The following is a 20,132-nucleotide window of genomic DNA, read 5'->3' as shown; positions in this document are numbered from 1 at the left end:
CCCCCCCCCCCCCGGGGGGGGGGCCCGGGCCTTCCGCGTGCCCCGGCAGATCGCCGGGGCGGCCCGCGCCGCCCGCGCCGAGCGGGCGGCCGAGCACCCGCAGCCGGTGCGCGCGGCTACTCCACGGTGACGCTCTTGGCCAGGTTGCGCGGCTTGTCGACGTCCCGGCCGAGGGCCACCGCGGCGTGGTAGGCGAGGAGTTGGAGCGGAATGTTGAGCAGCAGCGGGTCGAGTTCGGGCTCGCTCTTCGGGACGACCAGGCAGTGGTCGGCGAGCTTGGCGTCCACCGGGCGGTGGGCGACGGCCAGCACCCGGCCCTCGCGGGCCTTGATCTCGCCGAGCGCGGTGAGGTTCTTGTCGAGCAGTTCGTCGTCGGGCACCAGCGCGACGGTCGGCAGTTCGGGGGAGATCAGCGCGAGCGGCCCGTGCTTCAACTCGCTGGCGGGGTACGCCTCGGCGTGGACGTAGGAGATCTCCTTGAGCTTCTGCGCACCCTCCCGGGCCACCGGGTAGCCGCGGACCCGGCCGATGTACATCATGCCCCGGCTGTGGGCGTACTCGGCGGCCAGCGCCTCGATCTCCTGCTGCTGCTCCAGCACCTTCCGGATCTGGTCGGGCAGCGCCTTGAGCCCGGCGACGATGCGGCGCCCGTCGGCGGGCGAGAGGTCGTGGATCCGGCCGAAGTGCAGAGCGAGCAGCGCGAAGGCGACCACGGTGGAGGTGAACGCCTTGGTGGAGGCGACCGAGATCTCCGGGCCGGCGTGCAGGTAGAGGCCGCCGTCGCACTCGCGGGCGATCGCCGAGCCGACGGTGTTGACCACGCCGAGGACGCGGCCGCCCTTGCGCTTGACCTCCTGGACGGCGGCCAGCGTGTCGTAGGTCTCGCCGGACTGGCTGACCGCGACGTACAGGGTGTCGGCCTCGATGACGGGGTTGCGGTAGCGGAACTCGGAGGCGGGCTCGGAGTGGGCCGGGATCCGGGCCAGTTCCTCGATCAGCTGGGCGCCCATCTCGCCCGCGTAGTAGGCGGATCCGCAGCCGAGGATCTTCACCCGGCGGATCTCGCGCAGCTCCCGGGCGTCCAGGTTGAGACCGCCGAGGTGCGCGGTGGCGAAGCGCTCGTTCAGCCGCCCGGAGAGGGTGCGCTCGACGGCGCCGGGCTGCTCGTGGATCTCCTTGAGCAGGAAGTGCGCGTAGCCGCCGGTGTCGTAGGAGCCGGCCTCCCAGTCGACGGTGGAGGGCTGCCGGGTGACGGTGCGGGCGTCCTCGGTGAAGGTGCGGAAGCCGTCGGCGCGGACGGTGGCGAGCTCGCCGTCCTCCAGGTGGACGACCTGGCGGGTGTAGCGGACCAGGGCGGAGACGTCGGAGGCGGCGAACATCTCCTTCTCGCCGATGCCGAGCACGATCGGGCTGCCGTTGCGGGCGACCACGATCCGGTCGGGCTGCTCGGCGTCCAGCACCGCGATGCCGTAGGTGCCGACCACCAGCTTGAGCGCGGCCCGCACCGCCTCCTCCAGCCCGCCGCCGTCGGCGCGGTGCGCGGCGATCAGGTGGGCGAGCACCTCGGTGTCGGTCTCGGAGCGGAACACGGCGCCGTCGGCGGCGAGCTTGGCGCGCAGTTCGTCGGCGTTCTCGACGATGCCGTTGTGGACGACGGCGATCCGGCCCTCGTTGTCGGTGTGCGGGTGGGCGTTGGCGTCGGAGGGGACGCCGTGGGTGGCCCAGCGGGTGTGGCCGATGCCGGCGGTGCCCTTGAAGCGGGCGGGCAGCGCGGCGGCCAGGTCGGCGACCCGGCCCTTGGCCTTGCAGACCCGCAGCCGGGCGGGGGCGGACTTGGTGGCGGGCGCGACCACCGCGACGCCCGCCGAGTCGTACCCGCGGTACTCCAGTCGCTGCAGCCCCTCCAGCAGGAAGGGCGAGGCGTCCTTGGGGCCGATGTAGGCCACGATTCCGCACATGACGTGGGCTCCTCTGTCAGTCGTGGGTGGTCCGGGGGCCGGGTCAGCCGTAGACCATCCGCCGCAGTTGACGCACCGACAGCTGCGGGGCGGCCACCCGGCGGGCGGCCAGCTCCCCGCCGAGGCGGGTGAAGATCTGCTCGTTGGTCAGCCCCCGGGCCTGCAGCTCACCGTGGCGGCGGCGGACGTACTCCTCGGTGCTCTCCGCGAAGTACGCCAGCACTTCCGCGACGACCCGCGCGGCCTCCCCCGGGGCCAGGGGGGTGGTCCTGGCGAGGTGGGCGAGCAGGTCCTCATGAGGGTGCGGTGAGGCAGGCACGATCGGGGAGCCTAGGCGTGAAGGGTGCATTTGCCAAAGATCCTGCCCGAATTCGGGCAGGACCGCCAGCGGTGGCGGCCGGACGGGGCCCGCCCGGCGGCGCGCCCCGGCGGGGCACGGGCGGACCTGAGCGCCACCTATGATGTGGGGCCGTCGTTGGAGGACGGTGGGCGGACGGTGTTCGGGTGATCGTGGCGGGCATCTGACCCCGTCGGCGGTGTCCCTGGCCGGGTTTCCGGCGGTCACCCCGCAGGATGGGCCGCGTACTGTCCGTGTCGATCACAGGGGGAACGTCCGTCATGCAACCGCGCGTGTTCGCCGTCGTCACCGCCGTCCTGCTGGCCGCGCTGGGCCTCGGGTCGGTCTTGGTGACCGACTGGACACCGAAGTCCGCCACCGCCGCAGCCACCGCCGACGCGGGCGGCCAGCGCCCCGGTGCCGCGCCCGACACCCCCGCGTCCCCCTCCCCCTCCCCCACCGGCGACCCGGCGGTGTGGACCCGCTCGACGCTGCGCAACAAGCTGATGGCCGAGATGGACGCCACCGACCCCGGCGTCGCCCTCGCCGACCTCGACAAGATCTCCAAGGCCAAGCCGTACACGGTGCGGTTCTGCCACCCGATCGCGCACGAGCTCGGGCACGCCGCGGTGCAGCGCTACCACCAGGACTTCCAGAAGGTGATCTCCTTCCCGCACGAGACCTGCGCGGCGGGCTACCTGCACGGCGCGGTCGAGGAGATGCTCGCCAACTCCAAGGACCCGCAGAGCGACATCCTGACCCTGTGCGCGCCGGCCAACACCGGCCCGTGCATCCACGGCGTCGGCCACGGCATCATGTTCGTCACCAAGCAGGACATCCCGGCCGCCCGCGCGCTGTGCGACAAGTTCCCCAGCCAGAGCCGCCGGATCACCTGCTCCGAGGGCGTCTTCATGCAGCTGTTCGCGCCCGACGAGGAGGACGAGAAGGCCAAGGCCAACCTCCCCGCCGACAAGCTCGCCGCCGAACCGCTCTACCCGTGCCCCGAGCAGCCCGCGCTCTACCAGTCGGCCTGCTTCTTCTACGCGCCGACCTTCTTCCTCTCCTCGCACGACTACGCCAACCACCCCGAGGCGTTCCCGCAGGCCCTCCAGTGGTGCTTGAACGCGCAGGCCAGCGGCGGCGCCCAGGACTGCTCGCGCGGCGCCGGCTCGCGCATCATGAAGTACAACCTGGACCGCCCGGACTGGGCCGCCCAGCAGTGCGCCACCCCCAAGGACACCTGGCAGCGCCAGGCCTGCACCCAGGGCCTGGTCAGCTACTACACCGTCAACGACACCAGCGCGGGCGCCGCCGGGCGCCTGTGCGCCCAGATCACCGACCAGCAGATCCAGGGGTACTGCCGCTCGGCGGGCGGCCTGTCCGGCACCCTGGACTGACCCCCGGCCGCGTTCCCCCAGGTGGGCCCGGTCCGGCCGGGCCCGCCTGCGCATACGATGCCCCTGTGAACGACGACTTCCGCGGGGCCGCACGGACGGCCGCAGACCTGGTGGCCGACTACCTCGAAGCGGTGCCCGACCGCCCGGTGTGGCAGCCGATGGACCCGGCGGAGCGGGCCGCCCTGCTCGACCTCCCGCTGCCCGAGGACGGCGCCCCGCTGGAGGAGCTGCTGAAGGCCGTCGAGCAGCGGATCATGCCGCACCCGATGGGCAACGGGAGCCCGCGCTTCTTCGGCTGGGTGAACTCCGCCCCGCAGCCCGCCGGGGTGCTCGCCACCCTGGCCGCCAGCGCGATGAACCCCAGCTCGGCCGGCGGCGACCACGCCGACGTCCACCTGGAGCGCGCCGTGGTGCGCTGGATCGCCGAACTGGTCGGCTTCCCGCACCCGCCCGGCGGCGGCGTCCTCACCTCCGGCACCTCGATGGCCACCATCGTCTGCCTGGCCGCCGCCCGCGGCCGCGCCGCCCGCCGGGCCGGGTGGGACGTCCGCGAGGACGGCCTGGCCGGGATGCCCCCGCTGGTCGGCTACGTCACCGGCGAGGCGCACAGCTGCGTGCGCAAGGCCGCCGAACTGCTCGGCCTCGGCTCCAAGCACCTGCGCACCGTCGCCTCCGACGCCGACGGCCACCTCGTCCTGGACGCGCTGGAGGCCGCGATCGCCGAGGACCGGGCGGCCGGCCGGCTCCCCTTCCTGGTGGTCGCCTCCGCGGGCACCGTCGGCACCGGCGCCGTCGACCCGTTCGGACCGATCGCCGACCTGGCCGAGCGCGAGGGCCTGTGGTTCCACGTCGACGGCGCGTACGGCGCCTTCGGCGTCCTCGACCCGGCGATCGCGCACCGCTACGCGGGCATGGAGCGGGCCGACTCGCTCGCCCTCGACCCGCACAAGTGGCTGGGCGTGCCGGTCGACTGCGGCTGCGCCCTGGTCCGCGACGCCGAGGAGCTGCGCGGCACCTTCAGCCTGGTCCCCTCCTACCTGCGCGACGACGCGGCCGGCGACCTGGGCTGGTTCTCCGAGTACGGCACCGAGCAGACCCGCCCGTTCCGCTCGCTGAAGGTCTGGGCGTCCATCGCCCACCGCGGCCGCTCCGGCGTCGCCCGGGACATCGCGCACTGCACCGCGCAGGCCCGGCAGCTGGGCGAATGGATCGAGCAGGACCCGGAGTTGGAGCTGGTCGCACCGGTCGAGACCTCCATCGTCGCTTTCCGGCACCGCCCGGCCGGCCTGGACGAGGCCGGGCTCCAGCGGCTCAACTCGCTGCTCCCGGTGGCCGTCCAGCAGCGCGGCGAGGTCTTCGTCACCGGCGCCGTGTACCGGGGCCGCGAGATGCTCCGGGCCTGCCTGCTGAACGCCACCACCACCGAGGCCGACCTGCGGCTGCTGCTGGCCGAGGTGAAGTCCGCCGGCGTGGAACTCCTGGACCGGTGCCGTACGTCCAACTGATCGCGGGAGCGGATCAGCGCCGATCCGACGGGGACCCGCGGAGACATTTACCGTCAGGTCACGGGGGATTCGTGATCGCGAAACAGCGGAGCGCCACCATGCAGGCATGGACAACATGGCGTACACCCACAGCAGAGTCACCGACGAGCGGCAGGACCGGCGGAGCCGGGGGCACCGCTGGCGCAAGGAGACGGTCGAGCTCGCGGCGGTCTTCGCCGCCGTCGCGGCCGCCGACCTGGTCGCCAACGTCGTCGTGCACGGCCACGACGGGCCGGTGCTGCTGGTCGCCTCCGCCGCGGCCATGCTCGCCACCGCGCTGTTCCGCGGCTGGCTCGCCCACCGGCACCAGCACGGGCCGCCCGGCGACCCGGCCGCACCGCCGGGCGGGCCTGCGGTGAGCGCCCCCGAGGAGCCGACCGTCCTGTGGCGGCTGCGCACCAGCGTCTCCGACGCCCCCGGCAGCCTGGCCCGGGTGTGCACGGCCCTGGCCGAGCTGCGGGTCAACATCGTCTCCATGCAGGCCCACCCGCTGCCCGACTGCACCGTCGACGAGTTCATCGTCCGCGCCCCCGGGGCGCTCCCCCGCACCGACCTCGCCGCCGCCGTCGCGGCCGGCGGCGGCTGGGACATCTGGACCGACCGGGCCGACGCCCACGAACTCGTCGACGTCCCCCGCCAGGTCCTCGCCCTGGCCACCCGCACCGCCCTCGACGCCGCCGAACTCCCGGTCGCCCTGCGCCAGTTGTTCGGACGCGCGACCATCCGGCAGTACCCCGGCCGCGGCGACAGCACCCCGGCCGGCCTGGAAGGACACCTGATGCGACTGCCCCTCCCGGGCGGCGACCTGCTCGAACTCTCCCGGCCCCACCTGCCCTTCACCCCGACCGAGTTCGCCCGGGCCCGCGCGCTGGTCGAGCTCGACACCGTCCTCGGCCCGCGCGTCCCGGCCGTCGCCGCCCGGATCGACCACCCGGACGACGAGCTCACCGTCCGCCGCGCCACCCCCGAGGACAAGCCCGCCGCCCTCGCCATGCACGCCCGCTGCTCCGCGGAGTCGCTGCGCCGCCGCTACCACGGCCCGGTCAAGGACGCCGACCGCTACCTCGACCACCTGCTCGACCCCCGGCACGGCCAGACCCTCGCCGTCGAGACCGCCGACGGCCGGCTGGTCGCCCTCGCCCACCTGATGTGGGACGACGAGGGCGCCGAGATCGCCCTGCTGGTCGAGGACGCCTGGCAGCGCCGCGGCCTGGGCGTCGACCTGGTCCGCCGGATGGCCGCCCTCGCCCTGGAGGCCGGCGTGCGCACCGTCTACGCCGTCACCACCTCCGCCAACACCGGCCTGATCTCCACCATGCGGCGCCTCTCCGCCCCCCTCGACTACCAGGTCGAGGACGGCACCCTGGTCATCACCGCCCACCTGGCCGAAGCCACCGAGAAGCTCCCGGCCCCCTGGCCGACCCGCTAGGGGCCGCGCCAGAGGGCCCCTTCAGGGGCTCGGGGAACGGCGGGTCCGTGCTGCGCACAGGCCCCTTCAGGGGCTCGGGGAACGGCGGGTCCGTGCTGCGCACAGGCCCCTTCAGGGGCTCGGGGAACGGCGAGTCCGTGCTGCTGGCGGCCGGAGCCCATCGGAGGTTCGTGCTGCTGCGTGTCTGTGACGGAACCAGAAGCAGATGCGCGCTCCGGCAGTGCACCGCCGGCAGCCACGGGCTCGCCGTTCCCCGAGCCCCTGATTGCGCTTCCCGCCGTTCTTCCCCTCCTCTGCCGAAGGACTGAGCTCGCGCCGCAGGTTGTCGCCCCTGCTCAAGTGTGCGGGCGGGAGTCGGTAGGCTGGCCCCGTCCCCGCCGCCCGTGGGTCGTCGAACGGCCAGGGCGGTGCCGCAGCAAGGAGGAACCCCTGAGCATGCCAGGCACCGATTCGGAAGCCCCGCGCGACGCCTCGCTGCCCGCCCGCGCGAAGATCGCCGTGACGGCGGGCAAGATGGCCGCCGCGCTGTCCCAGAAGGCGGGCCGAGGCAGCGGCTCGGTGATCGGCGGCAAGGTCGCGCTCAAGCTCGACCCGGACCTGCTGGCGACCCTCACCGAGCACCTGGACGTGGTCCTGGTCAGCGCCACCAACGGCAAGACCACCACCACCCGGCTGATCGCCGAGGCGCTGCGGGCGGCGGGCCCGGTGGTCTCCAATGCGCTGGGCGCGAACATGCCGGCCGGCATCACGGGCGCGCTGGCCAACAGCACCAGCGCCCGCTTCGGCGTGATCGAGGTGGACGAGAAGTACCTGCCGATGGTCGCCCGGGACACCCGGCCGAAGGCCATAGCGCTGCTGAACCTCTCCCGCGACCAGCTGGACCGCGCGGCGGAGACCCGGATGATGGCCGAGAAGTGGCGCGAGGGTCTCAAGGACACCGACGCGGTGATCATCGCCAACGCGGACGACCCGCTGGTGACCTGGGCCGCCTCGTCCTGCAAGAAGGTGGTCTGGGTGGCCGCCGGGCAGGCGTGGAAGGAGGACGCCTGGTCGTGCCCGGCCTGCGGCGGCGTGATGCAGCGTCCCGGTGACGACTGGTTCTGCGGCGAGTGCGGCTTCCGCCGTCCGAACCCGCACTGGGCGCTCCAGGGCACCCACGTGATCGACCCGCACCGCGGGGCCTGGCCGATCCAGCTCCAGCTGCCGGGCCGCGCCAACCTGGCGAACGCCACCAGCTCGGCCGCCGTCGCGGCGGTCTTCGGGGTGGCCCCGCAGGTCGCGCTGCAGCGGATGCAGTCGGTGGCCGCGGTGGCGGGCCGCTACGACGTGGTGCAGTACCGCGGCCGGGACGTCCGGCTGCTGCTGGCGAAGAACCCGGCCGGCTGGCTGGAGACCTTCTCGCTGATCGACGGCCCGCCCGCGCCGGTGGTCCTGTCGGTGAACGCGATGGACGCCGACGGCACCGACACCTCCTGGCTGTGGGACGTCGACTACGAGCGGCTGTCCGGGCACCCGATCTTCGTGATGGGCCAGCGCAAGCTGGACCTCGCGGTCCGCCTGGAGGTCGCCAACCTGCAGTTCCAGGTGGTCGACTCGCTCGCCCAGGCGGTGGACGCCGCCCCGGCGGGCCGGATCGAGGCCATCGCCAACTACACGGCCTTCCAGCAGCTGCGCAAGGCCGTGGTGGCCTGATGAGCGACCAGTACTACGGGCAGCAGCCGCAGTTCGGCGACCAGGGCGGCTACGGACAGCAGCAGCCCTACCCCGGGCAGCAGTACGACCAGCAGCAGTACGGCGACCCGCAACAGCACCAGCAGCACCAGCAGCAGTACGGGCAGCAGCAGTACGGCCAGTACGAGCAGCCGCACCAGCCGCACCAGCAGCAGGCGTACGGCGACCCGCAGCAGCACCAGCAGCAGCAGTACGGCGGGGACGCTCCGCAGCAGCCCGCGCCCCAGCAGCAGTTCGGGAGGTCTTCGAGGATGAGCGAGAGCAGCCTGCGGGTGGTCTGGGTCTACCCGGACCTGCTGTCGACGTACGGCGACCGCGGCAACGCGCTGGTGGTGGAGCGGCGGGCGCGGCAGCGCGGCCTCGGGGTGCAGCGGATCGACGTGCGCTCGGACCAGTCGGTGCCGACCAGCGGTGACATCTACCTGATCGGCGGCGGCGAGGACCGTCCGCAGCGCCTCGCGGCGGAGCGGCTGCGCAACGACGGCGGGCTGGTCCGGGCGGCCGAGAACGGCGCGATCATCTTCTCGGTCTGCGCGGGCTTCCAGATCCTCGGCCACGAGTTCATCAACGACCTGGGCGAGCGCGAGCCGGGCCTGGGGCTGCTGGACGTGTGGACCGTTCGCGGCGAGGGCGCGCGCTGCGTCGGCGACGTGCTGGCGGACGTGAACCCGCAGCTGAACCTGCCGCAGCTGACCGGCTTCGAGAACCACCAGGGCGTCACCCACCTCGGCGAGGGCGTCAGCCCGTTCGCCACCGTGCAGGTCGGCCGGGGCAACGGCACCGGCGACGGCACCGAGGGCGCCTGGCGCGAGACCGTGTTCGGCACCTACCTGCACGGCCCGGTGATGGCCCGCAACCCCGCCGTCGCCGACCTGCTGATCAAGCTGGCGCTGGACGTGAACGCGCTGCCGCCGGCCGACACCACCTGGTACGACGCGCTGCGGGCGGAGCGGATCGCCGCGGCCCGTCCCGCGTAGCGGCCCGCACCGCCTCGGCGCGCGTTCATCCGCACGTCATCCGAGGTCACGACGGTGGACGGCTGACCGCCATGTGGTCAGCCTTCCCGTCGCGGGGCGAGTTCATAGGAGAATAGGAGAGCCCGGGCGCAACACCCTCCTCGGCGGTCGGGTCGCAGTTACGCGTGGTGCGTCGAGGAAGCCGCTCCCGCGTCGGTTTCGGCTCGGCCGGACGCAGGAACCGTATGCTGTGCAGCAGGTCAGTTTCGGGCGTTTCGTCCGATTCCCACCCACCAGTCCGGCCGTCCGATCCTGCTCGGGAGTTGGCAAAGCAATGCGTATTGGTGTCCTGACCAGCGGCGGTGACTGCCCCGGCCTGAACGCCGTCATCCGTTCCGTGGTCCACCGGGGGGTGGTCGACCACGGCGACGAGATCATCGGCTTCGAGGACGGCTGGCGCGGTCTTCTGGAGGGCGTGCACCGTCCGCTGACGCTCGACTCGGTGAGCGGGATCCTCGCCCAGGGCGGCACGATCCTGGGTTCCTCCCGGGTGCAGCCCAGCCACCTGCGGGACGGCGTGGAGCGCGCCAAGCAGCACTGTGCGGACCTGGGCATCGACGCGGTGATCCCGATCGGCGGCGAGGGCACCCTGAAGGCCGCGAAGCTGATGAGCGACGCGGGCCTGCCGGTCGTCGGCGTGCCGAAGACCATCGACAACGACATCGCCTGCACCGACGTCACCTTCGGCTTCGACACCGCCGTCTCGGTGGCCACCGAGGCGCTGGACCGGCTGAAGACGACCGCCGAGTCGCACCAGCGGGTCATGGTCGTCGAGGTGATGGGCCGGCACACCGGCTGGATCGCGCTGAACGCGGGCATGGCGGCCGGTGCGCACGCCATCATCGTGCCGGAGCGCCCGTTCCACATCGACAAGCTGACCGAGGTCGTGCGCGAGCGCTTCGACCGGCAGAAGAAGTTCGCGATCGTGGTCTGCGCCGAGGGCGCGAAGCCCGAGCCCGGCACCATGCCGTGGGAGGAGGGCACCAAGGACATGTACGGCCACGAGCGGTTCACCGGCATCGCCACCCAGCTCTCCCGCGAGCTGGAGCACCGCCTCGGCAAGGAGGCCCGCCCGGTCATCCTCGGCCACACCCAGCGCGGCGGCACCCCGACCGCCTACGACCGCGTCCTGGCCACCCGCTTCGGCTGGCACGCGGTGGAGGCCGCCCACAAGGGCGCCTTCGGCCACATCACGGCCCTGCAGGGCACCGAGATCAAGCTGGTCCCGCTGGGCGAGGCCGTGGCCGAGCTGAAGACCGTTCCGGCGGAGCGCTACCGGGAGGCCGAGACCGTCATCTGACGGCCGGTCGCCCCGCGCACCTCCCCGCCCCCCGAGGCACCGAAGACCGGGTCGTCCCCCCGTGGCGACCGGACCACGCCCGGGGGGCGCGTCATGCCCCCGCCGACCGGCGCCCGGCGATAGCCTCGCCGCATGGAGATCCTCGCGTACGGCGTCCAGTCCGACGAGCGCCCGCTGCTCGACGCCGCCATGGAGCGGCACCAGCTGCGCATGCTGGACGTCTTCCTCACCGCCGACACCGCCCCGCTCGCCGCCGGCTTCCCGGTCGTCTCCAGCAGCGTCAACGACGCCCTGGACTCGGAAGTCCTCACCCTGCTCGCCGAGGGCGGCACCCAGCTGATCGCCCAGCGCTCCACCGGCTTCAACAACATCGACCTGAACGCCGCCGCGAAGCTCGGCCTGACCGTGGCCCGGGTCTCCTACTACTCGCCCTACTCCGTCGCCGAACACGCCTGGACGCTGGCCCTCGCCGTCAACCGCCGGCTGATCCGCTCGGTCAACCGCTCCCGCGAGTTCGACTTCCGCCTCGACGGCCTGATGGGCCGCGACATCCACGGCCTGACCGTCGGCGTCCTCGGCACCGGCAAGATCGGCGAGTGCTTCGCCCGGATCGCCGCCGGCTTCGGCACCACCCTGCTCGGCTGGGACGTCGCCCCCAATCCCGAGTGCGAGGCGCTCGGCATGCGCTACGTCGGCAAGGACGAACTGCTCGCCGACAGCGACCTGGTCTCCCTGCACGTCCCGCTGCTCGACTCCACCCACCACGTCATCGACCGCGCCGCGCTCGCCCTGATGAAGGACGACGCGATCCTGGTCAACTCCTCCCGCGGCGGCCTGATCGACGCCAGCGCCCTGGTCGAGACCCTGCGGGCCGGGCGGCTGGCCGGCGTCGGCCTGGACGTCTACGAGGAGGAGGCCGACGTCTTCTTCACCGACCGATCCGCCCAGGGCATCACCGACGACGTCCTCGCCCGCCTGATCAGCTTCCCCCAGGTCCTGGTCACCTCCCACCAGGCGTACTTCACCCGCACCGCCGTGGGCCAGATCATCGACGCCACCGCCCGCAACATCGACGACTTCGCCCTCGGCCGCACCAACGAGAACACCCTCGTCCCGGCCGGCTGACCGGCGGCGGCCCGCCGGCCCGGGCCGGCTCAGGCCGACTCGCGGCGGACCAGGGTGGTGGGCAGCAGGGTGCTCCGGCCCGGTTCCGTGCCGTTCCCGATCAGCGCGAGCACGTGGCGGGCCATCGTCGCCCCCTGCTCCTCCACGGGCTGGCGGACCGTGCTGAGCGGGGGGTGGGTGTGCTGGGCCACCGGGTCGTCGTCGAAGCCGATGACCGCGACGTCGTCGGGCACCCGGCGCCCGGCCCGGCGCAGCGCGCGCAGGGCCCCGGCCGCCATCAGGTCGGAGGCGACGAAGACCGCGTCGAGGTCGGGCCGGCGCCGGAGCAGCCTGGTCATGGCGCGTTCGCCGGATTCGAGGGAGAAGTCCCCGAGTTCGGCGACGGGCTCCAGGCCGGTGGCCGCCAGGGTCTCGGTGAAACCCCTGAGCCGGTCCTGGCTCGCGGCCATGTCGCTCGGCCCCGCGATGGTGCCGAGGCGCTGGCGGCCCGCCGCGAGCAGGTGGTGCACGGCGGCCTGCGCGCCGCCGTAGTTGTCGGTGTCCACGTACGGCGCGCCGTGTTCGGCCAGCGGGCGGCCGCACAGCACGGTGGGCACGCCCGCCGTGTCCAGCAGCGGCATCAGCGGGTCCGGGCCGTGCGAGGAGACCAGCAGCACCCCGTCGACCCCGCGGCGCACGAAGCGGGCCGCCGCCGCGTACTCGCTGCGGTCGCGCACCGCGACGAACGCCAGTTGGTAGCCGACCGGGACGAGGGCCCGCGAGGCGCCGTGCAGCAGGCGGGCGAAGAACGGGTCGGAGAAGAACCGCTCGCTGGACTCGGTGACGATCGCGGCGACCGATCCGCCGGTCGGCCGGTGCGTCCAGGGCGCTCGGCGGCGCACGTACCCGAGTTCCGAGATGGCCTGCTGGACCAGGCGGTTGGTGCCTTCGCTCACCCGGGCCGAGCCGGTGAGGACCCGGGACACGGTGGCGGTCGACACTCCGGCGCGCAGGGCCACGTCGGCGAGGGTGGGCCGGTCGGCGACGGCATCGGCGAGTAAGGGCACGGACTCCTCCACGGGGTAGCGGGTGCCGGGCCCGGTCGGGCCCGGCCGGTCGGACCGCGGTCCGGCCGGGGAACGGCGGTCGGCCCGCGCCCGCGGGCGGGGGTCAGCGGCCGTCGGGGTCGGTGGGCAGGATGCGCGGCAGCCGGGCCGCCTCGTCGGTGAGCAGCGCCGCCGCGCGCTGCTCGCGCGTCCTCAACTCGGCCAGGGCGGCGCGGATCCGGTCCGCGGACAGCGTGGGCGTCCCGGCGTGGAAGGCGTTGATCTGCTCCGAGAGCGCGGTGGCCAGCCGCGCGACGTCCGCGTACGCGGCCCGGACCGGTTCGCCGTGCCGGGTGAGCTCCAGGAACCGGCGGAACAGGGTGCGCGAACCGGCCAGCAGGGCGATGCTGTTGACGCCGGGCGCCCGGTACACGGCGTCGACCGAGCCGCGTTCGGCGGCCAGGTTCTCGCCGATCAGGTCGTAGATCTGGAAGCCGTCGCGGAACCGGGCCAGGAAGGCGCGGTACGCGGACTCGAACCCGTCCAGGTCGGGCCCGGTCCCGGGCACCACGGTGGAGCAGTCGACGAACCAGCGCTCCGGCTCCCGGGCGTACCCCTCGCGCAGCACGTCCCAGCCCACCGCGAGCGGGAAGTACTCGTGGTCGTCGGCGGTGTTGTCGAGCACCACCACCCCGGTGTCGTCCGCCCCGCACACCAGGAAGGAGTGCAGCAGCCGGCGCTCCTCGGGGACGGTGCCGACCCGCTGCATGAACTCCACCCAGTGCGGGAAATGGTGCCGGGGCGCGTAGAAGAACACCGGTTGTCCCGAGGCGAGGATCCCGGGCAGGTCGGATTCGAAGCGGTCGATGTCCACCGTGCCGGCGGAGAGCAGTTCGAACCCGAGCAGGCGCAGATCGCCGTCGGTGACATAGGGCGCCTCGAACGCCCAGCGGTCCTTTCCGCGCAGGTGGCAGTGGCGGTAAACGGCCGCGGTCGAGCCCAGCGCCCGGTACATCAGGAGGTCGGACCACGGGGTCCTGGCCGCGACGTGGGCCAGGAGTTGCGATTTCCGGCAATGCAGGTGGTTGTTCGGATCCTGGTTGCGGATCCGTTCGGCGTCCGGGATCCGGATCGCGCGGTCGGTGAGCGCCACCGTTTTTCCTTCCCTCACACGTGCAGGTCAGGGGCGGTCCTCCGTTTCAGCGCCCGACGGCAATGGCGGACGAAGACAGGCGGCTGTGGGGAATCTTGGCCTCAGGGGCGGACACCGTCAAGGAGCCCCGAGTCGTCCGGGGGCACACCGCTCGGCCCGGCGGGACGGGCCCGAATGTAAGTTTCATCGGGCTTTGACCGGCAATCACGGGCGGTTGCATATTGCTTGCCCGAGTGGCCGGTCAGGACTTCCACCAGCCGCGGGCAGGATTCGCAGCCGTCCGGCGGGCCGCGGTGCGGGCGCCGCTCCGGGCGGCGCGCTCCTACTACCGGTGAGGACGTACCTGTGCGGGTGTTACTTCATTTCGGCGGGCTGGGTGATCCCGGAGGTCCGCTGACGGGCAGGCTCCGCGAACTGTTCCGGCAGCAGCACAATTCCCGTTTCTTCGCCGCGGCCCTCGCCGGCGTCGAGGCGGCGCTGGAGATCGTGGGGCGCGAGGAGTGCGCCCGTTTCCTGCCCGGCGGGCTGCCGGTGCGCGACTGGCTGGCCGACCCCGGCGAGCGTCCGGTGCCCGCCGCGGGCGGCTCGGTGGCCGAGGGCGTGCTGCTGCACCTCTACCAGTTGTGCGTCCTCCAGCCCGGCCCCGGCAATCCGCTGGCCCGGGCGGGGGGACTGCGACCGGTGGGTGCGGTCGGACACAGCCTGGGCAGCTACGCGGCGGTGTTCGCGGCCCTGCCCGTCGAAGGGCGCCGGGAGTACGCGGCGGCCGCGGGCCGCTCGGTCGCCCAGGTCACCGTGGCGCTGCTGCGCTGCCACCAGGTCGCTCCGGCGGCCCGGCAGCCGGATCCGGAACTGCTGCGCCGGCACGCCGCGTTGGGGCCGGCGGCCGGCGTGCCGGGGGCGATGGCCGCCGTCGTGGGCCCGCGGCGCGAGGCGCTCGACGAGGCGATCTCGCGCAGCGGCGACGGCCCGGGCGGGAGGGCCGGGATCGGCCTGGTCAACTCGCCCACCTTCCACGTCCTCACCGGCGGCACCGAGGCGCTGATGCGGCTGCGGCTCGCCGAGGACGGGCTGTTCGAACGGCCCGGCACCCGCTGGAGCTACCTGGGCGCCACCGCGCCCTTCCACAGCCCGGTGCTGGCCCCCGCCATGCCGCTGATCGGCCGCGACGTCGACCGCCACTGGCAGCCCGTCAAGGGCGACGAGCTGACCGTGCCGGTCTACGGCACCGGCACGCCCGCCGACCTGCGGTCCTCGCCCCACGTGCTGTACGAGGTGGCCGAGCAGCAGATGTGCCGCCCCTTCGACTGGCCGGCGGTCGTCGACGCCGCGATGGCGGAACTGGACCCGGAGCTGGTCCTGGACCTCGGCCCCGGCGCTTCCGCGGCCGCGCTGACCCGCGCGCGGCTGCGCGAGAGCGGCTCGGCCGCGCGCTTCACCTCGCTCTGACCGCCCGCGGGCGGGCGCCGCCGCGCGGCGCGGAACCTTCACACCACGACACTCAGGGAGGGCGCGCCGTGCGCTGCCTCGTTTTCCCCGGCCAGGGCGTCCAACGCCGCGGCATGGGCGCCGAACTGTTCGACCTGTTCCCGGAGGAGGTCGAGGCGGCCGACGCGGTGCTCGGCTACTCGGTCCGGGAGCTGTGCCTGCACGACCCGGAGGGACGGCTGGGCGACACCCGCTACGCGCAGCCCGCCGTGTTCCTCGTCAACGCCCTCGACGCCCGGCGGCGCCGGGCGCAGGAGGGCGACGGGGCCGAGCCCGTCGCCTACTACGCGGGCCACAGCCTGGGCGAGTACAACGCCCTGGTCGCGGCCGGCTGCCTCGACCTGCTGGACGCCCTGCGCCTGGTGCGGGCGCGGGCGGAGGCGATGGCCGCGGTGCACGGCGGGGCGATGGCGGCCGTGGCCGGGATCGGCGCCGACGAGGTGGCGGCGGTGCTGCGCCGGGCGCGGGTGCGCAACGTCTACGTGGCCAACCGGAACTCCGACCGGCAGACCGTCGTCGCCGGCGACCGGGAGGAGCTGACCGGGGCCGCCACCGCGCTGCGGGGGGCGGGCGCCCGGGCGGTGGTCCCGCTGCCGGTCAGCGGGCCCTTCCACACCCCGCTGATGGCGCCCGCGGCCCGGGCGTTCACGGCGGCCCTGGCGGGCGCGGAGTTCCGGGCCCCGGCCGTGCCGGTGTTCTCCGGCGTCACGGCGGCGCCCTTCGACCCGGCCCGCGCCGCCGCGCTGCTGGCCGCGCAGATCACCGCCCCCGTGGAGTGGGTGCGCACCGTGCGCGCGCTGCGGGCCGTCGGGGTCACCCGGTTCGACGAGGCCAACGGCACCACGCTGACCTCCCTGCTGCCCGCCATCGCCTGACGGCGCCGCGCCGCGCCGCGTCCGCCTGCCCGCCCCCGAAGGAGAAGACCTTGAGCTCGGACATCGCAATCGTCGGCATGTCGGTGGAAGTACCCGGGGTCCGGGACGTCCCCGGATTCTGGGACCTCGTCGCCGGGGGGAGGAACCTCACCGGCCGCTTCCCCGAGCACCGGGCCCGGAGCATCGAGGACTACCTGCGCTACGTCATGGACACCACCGTGCGCTCCCCAGCGGACGCCACCATCGCCTACCGCGACGGCGCCTACCTGGAGCACCCGGAGCACTTCGACGCCGAGTTCTTCGGGATGACGCCGAAGCAGGCGGCGACCACCGAACCGCACCTGCGGCACGCCGTGCGCGCCATGTACCTGGCGCTGGAGGACGCGGGCTACCAGGCGTCCCGGCTGCGCGGCAGCCGCACCGGCGTCTTCGTCGGCTTCGCGGTCAACCCGGGCTCGGCGTACCTGGAGTACCTGTCGAAGATCGACCGGTCGCTGATCCAGCCGGCGCTCACCGGGAACGTGCCCACCATGATGGCCAACCGGCTCTCGCACCTGCTGGACCTGCGCGGCCCGAGCATGGTGGTGGACAGCGCCTGCTCCGCCTCGCTGGTGGCCGTCCACCAGGCCAAGAACGCGCTGCTGCTGGGCGACTGCGACACCGCGGTGGTCGCCGGGGCGCGGATCGTCAGCGCGCCGATCGACCACCCGGACACCCGGATCGGCATCGAGTCGTCCGACGGCCGCACCCGCACCCTGGACGAGCGCGCCGACGGGACGGGCTACGGCGAGGGCTCGGGCGCCGTCGTCCTCAAGCGCCTGGACCGGGCCCTCGCCGACGGCGACCGGGTGTACGCCGTCATCAAGGGCAGCGCCGTCAACCACGACGGCGTCGCCGGCGGGGTCACCACGCCCGACTCCGCCTCGCAGGCGGACCTGCTGAACACCGCCTGGGCGAACGCCGGGGTCGACCCGCGCAGCATCGGCTACGTCGAACTGCACGGCACCGCAACGACGTTGGGGGACCCGATCGAGATCGAGGGCCTGCGGCGGGCGTTCGCCCCGCACACCGGGGACCGCCGGTTCTGCGCGGTGGGCACGGTCAAGGCCAACATCGGGCACCTCTTCGAGGGCTCCGGCGTGATGGGCCTGATCAAGGCGGCGCTGGTCCTGCGCAACCGCGAACTGCCGCCGCTGGCGGGCTTCGAGCGGCCCAACACCCGGATCGACTTCGACGACTCGCCGGTGCGGGTGCCCACCGCCGCCGAGCCGTGGCGCAGCGAGCACGGCCCGCTGCGGTGCGGCGTCAGCGCGTTCGGGCTCGGCGGCACCAACTGCCACGTGGTGCTGGAGGAGTACGCCGCGCCGGCCCCGGCGCCCGCCGCCGGCGGGTCCGCGCCGCAGTTGTTCACGCTCAGCGCGCACAGCGAGGAGTCGCTGCGGCTGCTGCTGCGCGCCTACGCGGACTGGTTCGAGCGCGGCCTGTTCGACGGGGTGGGCCTCGCGGAGCTGTGCGCCACCGTCCGCCGCTCCCGGGCCGGGCACCGCCACCGGCTCGCCCTGGTCGTCGCCGACCTCGACGAGCTGCGCTCCCGGTTGGCGGCGCTGGCCGCGAACCGGCTGGTGGACGCCGCGCCGTTCCGCTCCAGCCACCCGGACTGGGCGTTCTGGGCGCCCGACCCGGCCGGGGCGGCCGATCCGGACGCCGACGCCCGGGCCGCCGCCTGGGTCGCCGGGGCCGAGCTGGCACCGGACGCCGGTCCGGCCGTGCGCCCGGTCGACCTCCCGCCCTACCAGTTCGACGAGCGCCGCGCCTGGATCGACTTCCCCGCCGACTGGCGGGAGGCCCTCGCGCTCGGCGCGCCCGCGTCCGCCGGGCCCGCCACCCACCAGGTGGTCTTCCGGCCCGCGGCCGGCCCGGCCCCCGCCGCCGAGCCCGGGGCGCGGGTGCTCGCCCTGGTCGACGGCTCCACCGGCGCCGAAGGGCTGCTGCGCGAGGCCGGGCTGACGGACGAGCAGTTCGTGCGCCTGCCCGACGCCCTGACCGGCCCGGACGCCGACGCCTTCTACGAGGACCTGGCCCTGCGCGCGGTCGACGAGGGCGTCACCCACCTCGTCCACGCCCTCGGCTTCGAGGCCGACCGGGCGCAGGACGTCGCCACCCTCGACGCCCGGCTGGAGAAGAACCTCTACGGCCTCTTCCGCCTCTCCAAGGCCCTGATCAGCGAGGGCGCCCAGCTCCACCTGGCCGTCCTCACCCGCACCGCGCTGGCCTCCCGGCGCGCCGAGCCCGGCGTCGTCGTGGAGAACTCCACGCTGACCGGCATGGCCAAGAGCGTGAGCCGCGAGTACCCCTACCTCACCGTCTCCGTCGTCGACACCGACGGCGCCACGCCCGCCCGCACGGTCCTCGACGAGGTCCTGGGCGCGGAGGCCGCCGTCGTCGCGCTGCGCGGGGGCGCCCGCCTGCACGAGACGTTCGCCGAACTGCCGGACGCCGAGATCGCCGACCGCGGCGAGTACCTCAAGCCCGACGGCACCTACCTGGTCACCGGCGGCACCGCCGGCCTGGGCCTGGCCCTGTGCCGCGAGTTCGCGGCCGCCCGGCCCGGCATCAACCTCGTGATGCTCAGCCGCTCCGGTGCCGCCGGCGCCGAAGCGGACGGGGAGCCGGCCGGCGACGGCGACTCGCCCGGGGCCCGGCTGCGGGCCGCGCTGCGGGAGCTGCGCGACCTGGGGGCGGAGGTGCTGGTGCTGGCCGCCGACGCGGGCGACCCCGCGGCGCTGGCGGCGGCCGTGGCCACCGTCCGGGAGCGCTTCGGCCGGATCGACGGCATCGTGCACGCGGCGGGCATACCCGGCGGGGAGGTGATCACCCAGCGCTCGCTGGCGGACTTCGAGTCGGTGGTGCGGCCCAAGGTCCACGGCGCGTTCGTCCTCGACCTGCTGACCCGCGGGGACCGGCCGGACTTCGTCGTCCACTTCTCCTCCGTCGCGGCCGTGTTCCCCGCCATCGGGCAGGCGGACTACGCCTCCGCCAACCAGTTCCTGGACACCCTGGCGGAGTCGGAGACCGACCCCGACTGCCACGTCATCACCTTCGACTGGGTGTCGTGGAAGGAGACCGGCATGGCCGTCCGCAGCCACGCCAACGTCGACACCACCTTCAAGGCGCTGCCCACCGCCCTCGGCCTCTCGATCGCGGACACCGGCCTGCGTTCGGACCGGGCCCGGGTGTTCGGCGGCGAACTGCACTACGAGGGCGACTACGCGGACGCCCTCCCCGGCTACCACATCGCCCTCGAACCGTCGATCGCCGGCAAGCTGGCGGAGGCGTCGCGCCGCCGCGCCGCGCACCGCGAGCGGACCGCCGGGCAGGTCCGCAAGGAGATCGAGGAACTGCCCGTCGAGCTGACCGGCCGCCCCGACGGCCGGTACACCGACACCGAGCTGACGATCGCCCGCTGCTGGGCCCACGTCTTCGGGTTCACCAGCATCGACGTCGACGCCGACCTCTTCGACCTCGGCGTCGACTCGATCACCGGCATGTCGCTGGTGGCCACCGTCGCCTCGGTCCTGGGCGTCGAGATGCAGAGCAGCGACCTGCTGGTGGACCGCACGGTCGCCGCCCAGGCCAAGATCGCCGAGGAGCGCGGCCACGGCACCGGCACCAGCGGCACCAGCGGCAGCGACGGCCTGCCCGGATGAGCGAGGTGACCCGCACCGGGCCGCCCGGGGGCACCGCGCCCCCGGGC

Annotated in this window: 14 protein-coding genes; 10 read left to right on the top strand and 4 right to left on the bottom strand. The window is 74.0% G+C overall.

What is annotated here, in order from left to right; translation table 11 throughout:
- Nucleotides 1–116: 116 nt before the first annotated feature.
- Complete coding sequence (gene glmS, locus ACWEO5_RS33000; RefSeq protein ID WP_452165817.1) at nt 117–1,958, bottom strand: glutamine--fructose-6-phosphate transaminase (isomerizing); 1,842 nt, start codon at nt 1,956–1,958, stop codon at nt 117–119.
- Nucleotides 1,959–2,001: 43 nt separating this feature from the next.
- Entirely contained in the window at nt 2,002–2,307 is a 306-nt protein-coding gene (locus ACWEO5_RS32995) for a hypothetical protein (protein WP_452165816.1), read from the bottom strand.
- Nucleotides 2,308–2,576: 269 nt separating this feature from the next.
- On the opposite strand from ACWEO5_RS32995, the gene ACWEO5_RS32990 reads away from it, so the two are divergent.
- From ACWEO5_RS32990 to ACWEO5_RS32960, 7 genes are all read left to right on the top strand, one after another.
- On the top strand, nt 2,577–3,692 hold the full coding sequence (locus tag ACWEO5_RS32990) for a hypothetical protein (protein ID WP_452165815.1): 1,116 nt from the start codon (nt 2,577–2,579) through the stop codon (nt 3,690–3,692).
- 65 nt (nt 3,693–3,757) lie between these two features.
- Nucleotides 3,758–5,197, top strand: coding sequence for a pyridoxal phosphate-dependent decarboxylase family protein (locus ACWEO5_RS32985; protein ID WP_452165814.1), 1,440 nt, complete (start codon nt 3,758–3,760; stop codon nt 5,195–5,197).
- 106 nt (nt 5,198–5,303) lie between these two features.
- Nucleotides 5,304–6,665, top strand: a complete 1,362-nt coding sequence (locus ACWEO5_RS32980; protein WP_452165813.1) for a GNAT family N-acetyltransferase — start codon at nt 5,304–5,306, stop codon at nt 6,663–6,665.
- Between the two features lie 435 nt (nt 6,666–7,100).
- A complete protein-coding gene (locus ACWEO5_RS32975) occupies nt 7,101–8,357 on the top strand; it encodes a MurT ligase domain-containing protein (RefSeq protein ID WP_344555410.1) in 1,257 nt (418 codons plus the stop codon).
- Between the two features lie 290 nt (nt 8,358–8,647).
- On the top strand, nt 8,648–9,373 hold the full coding sequence (locus tag ACWEO5_RS32970) for a type 1 glutamine amidotransferase (RefSeq protein ID WP_344555501.1): 726 nt from the start codon (nt 8,648–8,650) through the stop codon (nt 9,371–9,373).
- 313 nt (nt 9,374–9,686) lie between these two features.
- Nucleotides 9,687–10,712, top strand: a complete 1,026-nt coding sequence (locus ACWEO5_RS32965; protein WP_344555408.1) for a 6-phosphofructokinase — start codon at nt 9,687–9,689, stop codon at nt 10,710–10,712.
- Nucleotides 10,713–10,844: 132 nt separating this feature from the next.
- Complete coding sequence (locus ACWEO5_RS32960) at nt 10,845–11,837, top strand: 2-hydroxyacid dehydrogenase (protein WP_344555406.1); 993 nt, start codon at nt 10,845–10,847, stop codon at nt 11,835–11,837.
- 29 nt (nt 11,838–11,866) lie between these two features.
- Here ACWEO5_RS32960 and ACWEO5_RS32955 read toward each other — a convergent pair whose 3' ends face one another.
- Together ACWEO5_RS32955 and ACWEO5_RS32950 are read right to left on the bottom strand one after the other, a co-directional pair.
- Complete coding sequence (locus ACWEO5_RS32955; RefSeq protein WP_452165812.1) at nt 11,867–12,883, bottom strand: LacI family DNA-binding transcriptional regulator; 1,017 nt, start codon at nt 12,881–12,883, stop codon at nt 11,867–11,869.
- A gap of 103 nt (nt 12,884–12,986) precedes the next feature.
- Nucleotides 12,987–14,015, bottom strand: coding sequence for a hypothetical protein (locus ACWEO5_RS32950; RefSeq protein WP_452165811.1), 1,029 nt, complete (start codon nt 14,013–14,015; stop codon nt 12,987–12,989).
- A 351-nt stretch (nt 14,016–14,366) separates the two neighbouring features.
- Between ACWEO5_RS32950 and ACWEO5_RS32945 the strand changes: the two genes are divergently transcribed.
- The 3 genes from ACWEO5_RS32945 (at nt 14,367) to ACWEO5_RS32935 (ending at nt 20,085) form a co-directional block, all read left to right on the top strand.
- A complete protein-coding gene (locus ACWEO5_RS32945) occupies nt 14,367–15,464 on the top strand; it encodes a hypothetical protein (protein ID WP_452165810.1) in 1,098 nt (365 codons plus the stop codon).
- Between the two features lie 68 nt (nt 15,465–15,532).
- On the top strand, nt 15,533–16,378 hold the full coding sequence (locus ACWEO5_RS32940; RefSeq protein ID WP_452165809.1) for an ACP S-malonyltransferase: 846 nt from the start codon (nt 15,533–15,535) through the stop codon (nt 16,376–16,378).
- 50 nt (nt 16,379–16,428) lie between these two features.
- Nucleotides 16,429–20,085, top strand: coding sequence for an SDR family NAD(P)-dependent oxidoreductase (locus tag ACWEO5_RS32935; protein WP_452165808.1), 3,657 nt, complete (start codon nt 16,429–16,431; stop codon nt 20,083–20,085).
- Nucleotides 20,086–20,132 lie beyond the last annotated feature (47 nt).

The organism is Kitasatospora sp. NPDC004272 (genome assembly GCF_053603035.1).
Note: the sequence above shows the minus strand (reverse complement) of the source record. Positions and strands in the feature narration are given on the sequence as shown.